We start from the raw sequence: 11,692 nt of genomic DNA on the forward strand, positions 1-11,692 counted from the left end.
TTGCAGGAGTAATAGATGATGCTGAAATTCGACGAGATGTACACCAAGTTGCCCTATGAGTTTTTCACCCATGGGGCGCAGATTCGGGACCATTACAAGATTTACGACGAGTGGCTGGCGCGCCAGCCTGGCGACATGATGGCCAAACGCCGCGAAGAGGCCGAGATGATTTTTCGCCGCGTCGGCATCACGTTTGCCGTGTACGGTGAAAAGGACGAGGACGGTTCGGGCACCGAGCGCCTGATTCCCTTCGATCTGATTCCCCGCATCATCCCGGCGCACGAGTGGCGCAGCATGGAAAAAGGCCTGACCCAGCGCGTCACCGCATTGAACCGCTTTCTCCATGACATCTACCATGACCAGGAAATTCTCAAGGCGGGCCTGATCCCGCGCGAGCAAATTGAGCAAAACGCCCAGTTCCGCCCGCAAATGATGGGCATCGACCTGCCCAACAACGTGTATTCACAAATCTCGGGCATCGACATCGTGCGCGCACCGGATGCCAAGGGCAACGGCGAGTACTACGTGCTCGAAGACAACCTGCGTGTGCCCAGCGGCGTGAGCTACATGCTGGAAGACCGCAAGATGATGATGCGGCTGTTTCCCAACCTGTTCAACGCGCACCGTGTGGCGCCCATCGCCCATTACCCTGACCTGTTGCTGGAAACCCTGCGCGAGAGCAGCCCGCCCACCACAGCCGAGCCCACCGTGGTGGTGCTCACGCCCGGCATGTACAACAGCGCCTACTTCGAGCACGCCTTTTTGGCGCAGCAAATGGGCATTGAGCTGGTCGAGGGCCAGGACCTGTTTGTCAAGGACAACTTCTGCTACATGCGCACCACCCGTGGTCCGCAGCGCGTGGACGTGATCTACCGCCGTGTCGATGATGATTTTCTCGACCCCGACGTGTTCCGCCCGACGTCCACGCTGGGCTGTGCCGGGTTGCTCGACGTCTACAAGGCGGGCCACATCAACATCTGTAATGGCGTGGGCACCGGTGTGGCCGACGACAAGTCGATCTACCCCTATGTGCCCAAAATGATCGAGTTTTACCTGGGTGAAAAGCCCATTTTGAACAATGTGCCGACCTACCAATGCCGCAACAAGGACGAGTTGTCCTACGTCATTGCCAACATGAAAGACCTGGTGGTCAAGGAAGTGCATGGCGCGGGTGGCTACGGCATGCTGGTGGGCCCCGCTGCCACCAAGGCCGAGGTGGAAGATTTCAAAAAAGCCGTGCTGGCCAACCCCAGTGGCTACATCGCCCAGCCCACCTTGAGCCTGTCGAGCTGCCCGACCTTTGTCGAAAGCGGCATTGCCCCGCGCCACATTGACCTGCGGCCTTATGTGCTGTCGGGCAAAAGCGTGCAAATGGTGCCCGGTGGCCTGACCCGCGTGGCGCTCAAGGAGGGTTCGCTCGTGGTGAACTCATCACAGGGCGGCGGCACAAAAGACACCTGGATCCTGGAAGATGAATTGCCCGCGGCCGTGGAGGCGGTGACCGAGGTCATGGCACAAGCCCAGGCTCAGGGCAGGGCCCTTTAATTCCGCTCGCAAGCGTTGATGGCCATCACTCATTGATCTACCCGAAAGCTTTTATGTTGTCACGAACCGCCGACCACTTGTTCTGGATGAACCGTTACACCGAGCGCGCCGAGAACACCGCCCGCCTGCTCGATGTGAATTACCAAACCGCTTTGCTGCCCCAGTCTGAAGCCGTGGCGCAGGCCGGCTGGCAGGGCTTGCTGTCGATCAGCGAACTGCTGCCGGCCTACAAGGAAAAGCATGGAACGATCATTGCCCGCGAGGTCATGGAATTCATGGTCAAGGACGAGCGCAACCCGTCCTCCATCGTGTCCTGTCTGAGCGCCGCGCGTGAGAACGCCCGGGCCGTGCGTGGCACGCTGACGACCGAGGTCTGGGAAACCCAGAACCAGACCTGGCTGGAAGTCAAGCGCATGATCAAGCAGGGTGACTTCGAGGCCGACCCCTCGCAGTTTTTTGAGTGGGTCAAGTTCCGCTCCCACCTGTCGCGCGGCGTCACCGTGGGCACCATGCTGATGGATGAGGCGCTGCACTTCATGCGCCTGGGCACTTTTCTGGAGCGCGCCGACAACACCGCGCGCCTGGTCGACGTCAAGTTCCATGCGGTGGAGAGCGACTTTTATGGCACCGCCAACGGCAAGGATCAGGAGTACGATTTTTACCATTGGAGCGCCATTCTGCGCAGCGTCAGCGGTTTCGAGGTGTACCGCAAGGTCTACCGCGACGTGATCCGGCCGGAGCGGGTGGCAGAGCTGCTGATCCTGCGTCCCGACATGCCACGCTCATTACATGCCAGCCTCAACGAGGTCGTGAGCAATCTGGCACTGGTGGCCAACGACCAGTCCAGTGAAACCCAGCGCCGCGCCGGCAAGTTGCGCGCCGAGCTGCAATACGGTCGCATCGACGAGATTCTGGCCACTGGCCTGCACGCCTACCTGACCCAGTTTCTGGACCGCGTCAACGACCTGGGTGCCCACATCAGTCGCGACTTCCTGGTGCCGGTGCCGGTCTGAGCGGCCGGGCTCAGGGTCGCATGGCCTGGGCCACCGCCTGGCCGAGATCGATCACGGCCAGCGCGTAGTAGCTGCTCCAGTTGTAGCGGGTGATGGCATAGAAGTTGTCGGTGCCCGCCACGTAGCTGGCTGGTGCGTCGCCATTCTGCAATTCGATCAGGGCCAGCTTGCCCGGGTGCGCAAGGGCCTCGCCCGTGAGCACCACGCCTTTGTCCTGAAAACCTGCCACGCTGAAGGTGGGCAGGATGTCCGGGGCCATGAGCGTGACCATGTCGAGCCTGCTGGCGTCGAAGCTCAGCGGGAAATGGGTCGGCAGGCCGGGTTGCCAGTTGAAGGCCTTGAGGTAGTTGGCAACCGAGCCAATGGCATCGGCCGGGCTGCCCACCAGATCCACCGCACCATCGCCATCGAAGTCGACGGCGTACTTGACCCAGCTGGAGGGCATGAACTGGGGCAAACCCATGGCACCGGCGTAACTGCCTTTGAGCGCCAGCGGGTCACGCCCGCTGCGCTGCGCCCAGCCCAGGAACTGTTCGAGTTCGGTCTTGAAGTAGGCACTGCGTTCGGTTGCGCGCGGGTGGCTGGCCGGGAAGTCAAAAGCCAGCGTGGCCAGCGCATCAATGACCCGGTGATTGCCCGTTTGTTGGCCGTAAATGGTTTCCACCCCCAGCACACCCACGATGATTTCAGCGGGCACGCCGGTCTGCTGCTCGGCGCGCTGCAGGGTCTCGTGATGTGCCTGCCAGAAAGCCACACCGGCGCGGATGCGCAGCGGCTCCACAAAGCGGCTGCGGTAGAGCTGCCAGTTCTTGGCAACACCCACCGCCGGGGGTGTCACGGCCTTGGCGATGGCCGCCACATAACGCGCCTGGCCCAGGGTCTGGCGTACCCAGTCGCGGTCCAGCTGTTGACGCTCGGCGATGTCATCGGCCGCCTGCATGGCGTCTTGCCGCTGGTCGTAGCCGGGGCCGGGCACGACGACTTGGGTGCTGGCCACCTTGACCGCTTTTTTGCCATGTTTGGCCGCTGCAGCGCAAGCCGGCAGCGTACAGGCCAGCAGCAGCATCAGGCTGGCGAGCCGCTGCGGGTGCCGCCATTTTTTTGACGCTGAGGATAAATTTACTTGGGCCATTGCAGGTGTTTGAGTTCGCTGTGCAGTGTAGCGAGTTGGTGTTTGAAATGCCCGGTCTGGCCCGCCTCTGGCCGCGCGTAGCGCAGGGCTTCCAGCCTGATCAGCCAGTCGTGCCAGGCTTGTTGTTGCGGTTGGGTGTGAGGTGATGCAGCTGGCGCGGCGCTCAGCAGTTGCCGGGCGATTTGACGCGGTGTGCTGGCAGGGCTGAACCGGATGCCTGCCGCGTGCAGTTTGGCAACAGCTTGTTGCAACAGGCGCAGCCAGGGGTCTTGCTGGTGCCGTTCCCAGGCGTTCCAGGCGGCTCCACCCAGGCTGGACAGCACCACGATGGCGCACAGCACATAGATGAGGTCCTGCCAGTTGGGTTCCTTGAAGCCGATGTTTTTCAGCAGGTCGAGTTGTTTGTTCTGGGTGTAGTTCAGCACCCACTGGTTCCAGCGGTTGTTGACGGCGTCCCAGGCCGCGCGCAGATTGAGCGCCAGCGCCGGGTTGACCGTGCCGAAAATGGCTTCGGCAATGACACCGCGCGGCGGGCTCAGGCGTTGCAGCGTGCCGGTGCGCCCCGGGGCCACGGCCGAGGTCGGGTCCACGCGTTGCCAGCCCTGGCCTGCCAGCCAGACCTCGGTCCAGGCGTGGGCATCGCTTTGACGCACGGTCCAGAAATCATCGACTGAATTTTGTTCGCCGCCCTGGTAACCGGTGACGATGCGCGCCGGCACGTTCAGGGCACGCATCAGGATGACAAAGCTCGATGCCATGTGCTCGCAAAAACCGGCCTTGCGGTCGAACCAGAATTCGTCGGCGCTGTGCTGGCCGTAGATGCCGGGGTCCAATGTATAGCTGTAGCCCTCGCTGCGCAGTCGTTGCATCGCCAGGTCCACCCATTGGGCATTGCTGGCACCGGCATGGCGCGGGTCGCGTTGCCACTCGGCCGCCAACTGCAGGGTGCGCGGGTTAAAGCCTGCGGGCAACTCCAGGTACTCCTGCAAGCCAGGCATAAACTGGCGTGGTCCATGCTGAAAATTGGGGTAGCTCTGAACCTCGTAGCGCAGCAGGTCGGTGACGGGCTGGTCAAGAATCCATTGCAGCTCGCGCGTCATGCGTGCTGTCTTGCCCACCAGCACCGGGGTTTGCGGCGTGGCGTCCAGCACCAGCAGCCAGGGCAGCCGGTTGGGCTCCAGCGTGATCTGGTAGCGCACCGGCTCACCGCTTACCTGCAGCTCGGCGGGCAGACGGAAGCGGTTCGGCATGGCTGACGGTCGTGCCTGCCAGACGCGACCGTCAAAGTAGGACAGCACCGGACCGCGAAAGTACAGCGTTGACTGTGGCGGAGGCGGGCCGTCAAAGCGCACCCGCATGGCGACGCTGCCGTCGAGCGCCAGGCTGGCGATGTTGCCCACCGTCATGCTGTTGGAGAGCCCACTGCGCCCGGTCATGGCGTCGCTTGGCAAGCCCCACAGCGGCGCCACGCGGGGGAAAAACACAAACAGCAGCACCATGATGGGCGCGCCCAGCAGCGCCATGCTGCCGGCCAGGTGACCGGCCTGCCAAAGTGCTGGCCTGCCCACCGGCATGTGGGCGTTGACCAGGGCGGTGAGCAAGCCCAGCAGCGCCACCAGCATGGCGGCCGCCGTGAGCAGTGACTGCGAGTAGAAAAAATTGGTCAGCATCAGGAAGAAGCTGAGGAAGAACACCACGAAGGCGTCGCGGCGCGCGCGCAGTTCCAGCGTTTTGAGCGTCAGCAAGACCACCACCATGGTGACGCCCGCGTCGCGTCCCAGCAGCGTCCGGAATGTGAGCAGCGTCGCCGCCAGGCACAGACCCAGCAAGGCCATCAGCCACCACTTGGAGGGCAGGGGCTGGCCGCGCCAGGCCAGCACGCCGCGCCAGACCATGACCGCGCCACTCAGCAGGCTGCACCACAAGGGGATCTCCTGGGTCAGCGGCGCGACCACCCAGGCGATGACCGCGAGCACAAACAAGGTGTCCCGTGTGTCGCGCGGCAAGTGACTGAATGTGGGCAGCTTCATGGGTTCATCACGCCAGGGCGAGGGCGCGCAGGCAGCGTTGCTGGTGGGCCAGGCCGCTGGCGGGCGCGATGTTCTGGTGTTTCAGTCGCAGGCCGTAAATCAGTCCCAATTGGTCGGCCTGCAAGACCCAGGCGCACAGGCGGCTGAGTTGCGCCTCGGGCTGGCTCAGTCCGGTGTGCTGCTGGTCGAGCCACAGCGTTTGCTGTTGCAGGGTCTGGCTGTCGCGGCTGACCAGCTCACCGGTTTTGGCGGCCTTTTTCCAGACGATGGTTTTCAGCGCATCGCCGCGACGGTAGGCGCGCAGGCCATCGGGCTCACCCTGCACGCTGGTCGCGCTGGCATGGGCGCTGCCCTCATGAGCTTCGCCGACAGGCAGCGGTGCTGCGGGCACTTCGGGCGCCGGGTAAACCAGCACCTGGGCGGCCGGGCGCCAGACTGTCCAGACCCGGAACGTCCCCAGCGGAAAACGGGTCTCAGCCGTCAGCGTTGGCAGCCGGTGCAGGCCACGCCGTTCAGGCAAATAAGCCAGTTGCACCGTGCTGCTGGCCTGGCCCGCCACATCGGTCCAGGCCCACTGCCCGGCGTCCAGCACGGCCAGACCCAGCCCATAGCGGGGGCGCTTGCGGCCGTTGTGCAAATGAACATTGAGGATGGCTTTGGCGCCCAGGTAAATGGGGTCAGGCGCTGTCAAATTGAGGGTCAGCCCGCGCAGGGTGCCGTGGCCCACATGCATGCCCACCAGCGCACTGCCTGCCAGCAAAAAGGTCAGCAAATAGCCCAGGTTGAGCTGGTAGTTGATGGAAGACACCAGCAGCACCAGCAGGGTAACGCCCAGCATCAAACCGGCGCGGGTGGGCAGGATGTAGACGTTGCGCTGCGTCAGCGTGACGCTGTCGGTCAGGGGCAGGCGGCTTTGCCACCAGCGTGCCAGGCGGGCGCGCACATGCGCCAGCGGGTGGCGCAATGGAGGTGGCAGGGGCTTCACAGGGGATGTGGTGCCAGACAGGGTCAGGGCAGGGGCACGGCTTCGAGCATGGCGCGCACCTGTTCGCTGGCGCCCCGGCCCGCCTGGCTCAGCGGCAGCAGCCGGTGCGCAATGGTTTGCGGCAGGATGGCCTGCACATCGTCCGGCGCCACATAACTGCGCCCGCTCAGCAGCGCGCGGGCCTTGGCGGCGCGCAGCACTGCGATGCCGGCGCGCGGGCTCAGGCCCTGCATGAACCATTGCCCCGAGCGGGTCGCCTGGATCAGGTCCTGCACGTAGTCCAGCAGTGGCCCGGCAGCATGTACCGCCAGCACCTGGCTTTGCAGGACCTGCAGTTCCTCCAGCGTCAGCAGGCTGGGCAGTGCCTCGACCAGTTCGCGCCGCTCCTGCCCCATGAGCAGCTCGCGCTCGGCACTGCGGTCGGGGTAGCCCAGCGAGATGCGCATCAGGAACCGGTCGAGCTGGGACTCGGGCAGCAGGTAGGTGCCCAGCTGGTCATGCGGGTTTTGCGTGGCAATGACAAAAAAGGGCACCGGCAAAGGTCGCGTTTCACCCTCGATCGTGACCTGCTTTTCCTCCATCGCCTCCAGCAGCGCGCTTTGGGTTTTGGGACTGGCGCGGTTGATCTCATCGGCCAGCAGTACCTGGGCAAACAATGGCCCCGGGTGAAAAATGAATTGCTCCAGGCCCCGGTCATACACCGAAACACCCGACAAATCGCTGGGCATCAGATCCGAGGTAAATTGCACCCGCGAAAATTGCAGGCCGAAGGTGCGTGCCAGGGCGTGGGCGAGGGTGGTCTTGCCGACCCCGGGCACGTCTTCGATCAGCAGGTGGCCACCAGCCAGCAGGCAGGCGACACAATCTTGAGTTTGATCAAATTTGCCCACAATGACCGTGTTAAGCTGATCGACCAGAGATTTAAGTTTGTGCTGTATGTCCATGACCTGCACCATATCAAAAATTTAGCGAGGAGACTGTTTCATATGACGATGACCGGATACTTTACTCACCCAAGTTGCCGTAAACATGAAATGATGCCGGGCCACCCCGAGTGCCCCGAGCGCCTGGATGCCATTGACGATCGCCTGCTCATTTCAGGCCTGGACGTGGCGCTGGACCGGCGCGAAGCCACACCAGCAGCGGTGTCGGACATCGAGCTGGCGCACGACCGCATGTACGTGGCCGCCATCCGCGGTTTGAATGCTGAACTCAAGGAACAAATTGCCGCCGGTGGCCATGATCAATTGCAGATCGACCCCGACACCAGCATCAATGTTCATACCTGGGAGGCGGCGCTCAACGCTGCTGGCGCGGCCATTGATGCCACCGATGCCGTGCTGGCCGGCGAGATGAAAACGGCTTTTTGTGCGGTGCGCCCGCCGGGTCATCACGCCTGCCGCAGCAAGGCGGGCGGCTTTTGTTTTTTCAACAATGTTGCGATCGCCGCCAAATACGCGCTGGAGCGCCACAACCTGCACCGTGTGGCCATTGTTGACTTTGACGTGCACCACGGCAACGGCACCGAGGACATCGTGGCGGGTGATGACCGCATTCTGATGGTGAGCTTTTACCAGCACCCGTTTTATCCGATGGACTGGGTGCACTCGAGCGCCAACAATCTGGTCAACCTGCCGGTGCCGGCCTACACCAAGGGCATGGAGATCCGCGACATGATCGAGGCCGCCTGGATCCCGCGCCTGGAAGAATTCAAGCCCGAGATGATCTTTATCAGCGCCGGCTTTGACGCGCACCGCGAAGACGACATGGGTCAGCTTGGGCTGGTTGAGCAGGACTACGCCTGGATCACCAGCCGTATCATGGACGTGGCACGGCGCCATGCCAAAGGTCGTATCGTGAGTTGCCTGGAGGGCGGGTATGTGATGAGCGCGCTGTCTCGCAGCGCCGAGGCGCATATCCGGGTGCTGGCGGATGTCTGACACGGCGATCGTCGACCTGGAGGATTGGCTGGTTGCCCTGAGCCAGACCAGCGTGCTGATCGAGCTGAGCGCCTTGGTGGGCTGTGCCCTGCTGGCCTGGTTGCTGGCGCGGCTGGTGTCGAGGGCCTTTGTCGAGCGCGAGCTCAATTCCATCATGTTCGGGCGCCGCATTGTGGATGGTGTGCTGTTTCCGGCGCTGCTGTTGTGCCTGGCCTATGCCGCGCGCAAACTGCTGGTCATGAGCATGCCGTTGGCGCTGTTCAAGCTGGCCATCCCGGTTTTGATTTCGCTGCTGGTGATCCGCATGGGGGTCAAGGTCTTGCAGGCAGCCTTCAAGGACACGCCCTTGATCCGCCTGTTGGAGCGCAGTATTTCCTGGATCGCCTGGGTTGCCATGGTGCTGTGGGTGAGCGGTTTGTTGCCCTTGGTGATGGAGGAGCTGGACCAGATCAGCTGGGCCGTGGGCGGGGCCAAGTTGTCGGTGCGCAAGATCATCGAGGGCACGCTCACCGCGGGCTTGGTGCTGATCCTCTCGCTGTGGATTTCATCGGCCATCGAGGCCCGCTTGCTGCGCAAGGCGACCGGCGGTGAGCTGAGCCTGCGCAAGGCCTTCAGCAACGCGGCCCGTGCGCTGTTGATGTTTGTGGGCCTGTTGCTGGCCTTGTCTGCGGTCGGCATCGACCTCACGGCGCTGTCGGTGCTGGGTGGGGCCATTGGCGTGGGCATCGGTTTTGGCCTGCAAAAGCTGGCCGCCAATTACGTGTCCGGTTTTGTCATTCTGGCTGAGCGCAGCATGCGCATTGGCGACAGCGTGCAGGTGGATAATTTCAGTGGTGTCATCACCGAGATCAACGCGCGCTACACCGTGATTCGGTCGCTGGCCGGGCGTGAATCCATTGTGCCCAACGAGATGTTGATTACCAGCCGGGTTGAAAACCTGTCCTTGGCCGACCCCAAGGTCTGGCAGTCCACCACGGTGTCGGTGGCGTATGACAGCGATGTGGAGCTGGTGTCGCGTTTGCTGCTGCAGGCAGCGGCTGCGCAAACCCGGGTGCTGCCGGAGCCAAGTCCCTCGGTGGTGTTGTTGGCCTTTGGCGCGGATGGCCTGGAGTTTCGGCTGGGCTACTGGATGGGCGACCCTGAAAACGGTGGCGACAACCTGCGCTCCCTGGTCAATCTGGAGATCTTGCGGCTGCTGCGTGAGCATCACATCGAGATTCCCTACCCGCAACGCGTCATTCACCAGCGTGTCGTTCCCGCCGCGTGATGGCCTGCTGCGTATAATAAAAAGCACGACCGTTCTTTTTATTGGAATTGATGAAGAATGTCGTTAAGGTGGCCAAGTCGGCGCTTGCCGCCGCATAGAATGCTTTAGTTGACGTGCACGTCAATCAGATTGACGCTGACGCGATGCGTTTTTGCCTATTTTTAACCTTCTGGAGAGAGACAGTTATGAAAGTCCTGGTCGCAGTCAAGCGTGTGGTGGACTACAACGTGAAGGTCCGGGTCAAGTCGGACAACACGGGTGTGGACACCGCCAACGTCAAAATGAGCATGAACCCGTTTGACGAAATCGCCATTGAAGAAGCCGTGCGCCTGAAAGAAAAAGGCGTCGCCAGCGAGATCATCGCCGTCTCTTGTGGTGTCACCCAGTGCCAGGAAACCCTGCGCACCGCCATGGCCATCGGCGCCGACCGTGCCATCCTGGTCGAAACGTCTGAAGAACTGCAACCCCTGGCCGTGGCCAAGCTGCTGAAAGCTTTGGTCGACAAGGAACAACCCGGCCTCATCATTTTGGGCAAACAGGCCATTGATGACGACTGCAACCAGACCGGCCAGATGCTGGCCGCGCTGGCCGACCTGCCGCAAGTGGCCTTTGCCAGCAAGCTCGAAGTGGCGGACGGCAAAGCCACCGTGTCGCGCGAAATCGATGGCGGCTCCGAAACACTGAGCGTCACCCTGCCCGCCGTGGTCACCGCTGACCTGCGCCTCAATGAGCCACGTTATGTCACCCTGCCCAACATCATGAAGGCCAAGAAAAAGCCCATGGAAGTGCTCAAGCCCGAAGACCTCGGTGTGGATGTGAGCCCGCGTATCAAGACCCTCAAAGTCAACGAGCCACCCAAACGCAGCGCCGGCGTCAAGGTGCCCGACGTCGCTACCCTGGTTTCCAAACTCAAGAACGAAGCAAAGGTCATCTAAATGAGCACCCTCGTCATCGCCGAACACGACAACGTCTCCCTCAAACCCGCCACCCTCAACACCGTCACTGCCGCGCTTCAGTGCGGTGGCGACGTGCATGTGCTGGTCGCTGGCCACAACGCTGGCCCGGCTGCCGCTGCCGCTGCCCAAATCGCCGGTGTCAGCAAAGTGCTGCACATCGACGCTGACGCCCTGGCGCACGGCATCGCTGAAAACCTCACCGTGCAAATCGTGGCGCTGGCCGCCAGTTACAGCCACCTGCTGTTCCCGGCCACTGCTGCGGGCAAGAACGTGGCGCCACGCGTGGCTGCCAAGCTCGACGTCGGTCAGCTCTCGGATGTCACCAAGGTGCTGAGCCCTGACACTTTCGAGCGCCCGATCTACGCTGGTAATGCGATTGCCACGGTGCAGAGTCTGGATGCCATCAAGGTGCTGACCGTGCGCACCACCGGCTTTGATGCCGCCGCACTGGGTGGCACGGCAGCCATCGAGACCGTGGTAGCGCAGGCCGCACCGGGCAACACCACTTACCTGGGTTCAGAGATCGCCAAAAACGACCGCCCCGAGCTGACCGCGGCCAAGATCATCGTCAGCGGTGGCCGTGCCCTGGGCTCGCAGGAAAAGTTCAACGAACTCATGATTCCGCTGGCCGACAAGCTCGGTGCGGCAATAGGCGCCAGCCGTGCGGCGGTCGATGCCGGCTACGCCGCCAACGACCTGCAGGTGGGCCAGACCGGCAAGATCGTGGCGCCCCAGCTCTACATTGCGGTGGGCATCAGTGGTGCCATCCAGCACCTCGCCGGCATGAAGGACAGCAAGGTCATCGTGGCCATCAACAAGGACCC

10 protein-coding genes are annotated in these 11,692 nt (G+C 62.6%); 6 read left to right on the top strand and 4 right to left on the bottom strand.

The features are described from left to right. The first annotated feature begins 18 nt into the window (after window positions 1-18). Both Q7U49_RS03585 and Q7U49_RS03590 read left to right on the top strand, forming a co-directional pair. Window positions 19-1,545 (top strand): circularly permuted type 2 ATP-grasp protein, encoded by a 1,527-nt coding sequence (locus Q7U49_RS03585; protein ID WP_304762395.1) that lies wholly within the window; start codon window positions 19-21, stop codon window positions 1,543-1,545. A 53-nt stretch (window positions 1,546-1,598) separates the two neighbouring features. Beyond that, a complete protein-coding gene (locus Q7U49_RS03590) occupies window positions 1,599-2,558 on the top strand; it encodes an alpha-E domain-containing protein (RefSeq protein ID WP_304762384.1) in 960 nt (319 codons plus the stop codon). Window positions 2,559-2,568: 10 nt separating this feature from the next. Here Q7U49_RS03590 and mltB read toward each other — a convergent pair whose 3' ends face one another. Genes mltB through Q7U49_RS03610 form a run of 4 tightly spaced genes read right to left on the bottom strand, consistent with a single transcriptional unit; the run spans window position 2,569 to window position 7,649 of the window. After that, window positions 2,569-3,690, bottom strand: a complete 1,122-nt coding sequence (mltB, locus tag Q7U49_RS03595; RefSeq protein ID WP_304762385.1) for a lytic murein transglycosylase B — start codon at window positions 3,688-3,690, stop codon at window positions 2,569-2,571. Then, the gene (locus tag Q7U49_RS03600; RefSeq protein WP_304762386.1) at window positions 3,678-5,720 is read right to left on the bottom strand and encodes a DUF3488 and transglutaminase-like domain-containing protein; all 2,043 of its coding nucleotides are present in this window, start codon (window positions 5,718-5,720) and stop codon (window positions 3,678-3,680) included. The genes mltB and Q7U49_RS03600 overlap by 13 nt, the downstream gene beginning before the upstream one ends. 7 nt (window positions 5,721-5,727) lie before the next feature. After that, the gene (locus tag Q7U49_RS03605; RefSeq protein WP_304762387.1) at window positions 5,728-6,705 is read right to left on the bottom strand and encodes a DUF58 domain-containing protein; all 978 of its coding nucleotides are present in this window, start codon (window positions 6,703-6,705) and stop codon (window positions 5,728-5,730) included. Window positions 6,706-6,728: 23 nt separating this feature from the next. Further along, window positions 6,729-7,649 (bottom strand): MoxR family ATPase, encoded by a 921-nt coding sequence (locus tag Q7U49_RS03610; protein ID WP_304762388.1) that lies wholly within the window; start codon window positions 7,647-7,649, stop codon window positions 6,729-6,731. Between the two features lie 42 nt (window positions 7,650-7,691). Here Q7U49_RS03610 and Q7U49_RS03615 point away from each other — a divergent pair, with 42 nt between their 5' ends. The 4 genes from Q7U49_RS03615 to Q7U49_RS03630 all read left to right on the top strand — a co-directional run. Further along, window positions 7,692-8,645, top strand: coding sequence for a histone deacetylase family protein (locus Q7U49_RS03615; RefSeq protein WP_304762389.1), 954 nt, complete (start codon window positions 7,692-7,694; stop codon window positions 8,643-8,645). Continuing rightward, window positions 8,638-9,912: a mechanosensitive ion channel family protein gene (locus Q7U49_RS03620; protein WP_304762390.1), complete on the top strand. Its 1,275-nt coding sequence runs from the start codon at window positions 8,638-8,640 to the stop codon at window positions 9,910-9,912. The genes Q7U49_RS03615 and Q7U49_RS03620 overlap by 8 nt, the downstream gene beginning before the upstream one ends. Before the next feature lie 185 nt (window positions 9,913-10,097). Beyond that, window positions 10,098-10,847 carry an electron transfer flavoprotein subunit beta/FixA family protein gene (locus Q7U49_RS03625; RefSeq protein WP_304762391.1) on the top strand — a complete coding sequence of 250 codons (750 nt, stop codon included), beginning with the start codon at window positions 10,098-10,100 and terminating at the stop codon, window positions 10,845-10,847. Then, a partial coding sequence (locus tag Q7U49_RS03630) for an electron transfer flavoprotein subunit alpha/FixB family protein (RefSeq protein ID WP_304762392.1) occupies window positions 10,848-11,692 on the top strand: 845 nt, incomplete at its 3' end.

Origin of the sequence: Rhodoferax sp. (assembly GCF_030653815.1) — a bacterium.
Taxonomy (GTDB): Bacteria; Pseudomonadota; Gammaproteobacteria; order Burkholderiales; family Burkholderiaceae_C; genus Rhodoferax.

What these genes read in the sequence shown, in the direction of transcription:
- Q7U49_RS03585 (WP_304762395.1), top strand. Translation starts at nt 19, where the DNA reads ATGCTGAAATTCGACGAGATGTACACCAAGTTGCCCTATGAGTTTTTC.
- Q7U49_RS03590 (WP_304762384.1), top strand. Translation starts at nt 1,599, where the DNA reads ATGTTGTCACGAACCGCCGACCACTTGTTCTGGATGAACCGTTACACC.
- mltB (WP_304762385.1), bottom strand. Translation starts at nt 3,690, where the DNA reads ATGGCCCAAGTAAATTTATCCTCAGCGTCAAAAAAATGGCGGCACCCG.
- Q7U49_RS03600 (WP_304762386.1), bottom strand. Translation starts at nt 5,720, where the DNA reads ATGAAGCTGCCCACATTCAGTCACTTGCCGCGCGACACACGGGACACC.
- Q7U49_RS03610 (WP_304762388.1), bottom strand. Translation starts at nt 7,649, where the DNA reads ATGGACATACAGCACAAACTTAAATCTCTGGTCGATCAGCTTAACACG.
- Q7U49_RS03615 (WP_304762389.1), top strand. Translation starts at nt 7,692, where the DNA reads ATGACGATGACCGGATACTTTACTCACCCAAGTTGCCGTAAACATGAA.
- Q7U49_RS03620 (WP_304762390.1), top strand. Translation starts at nt 8,638, where the DNA reads ATGTCTGACACGGCGATCGTCGACCTGGAGGATTGGCTGGTTGCCCTG.
- Q7U49_RS03625 (WP_304762391.1), top strand. Translation starts at nt 10,098, where the DNA reads ATGAAAGTCCTGGTCGCAGTCAAGCGTGTGGTGGACTACAACGTGAAG.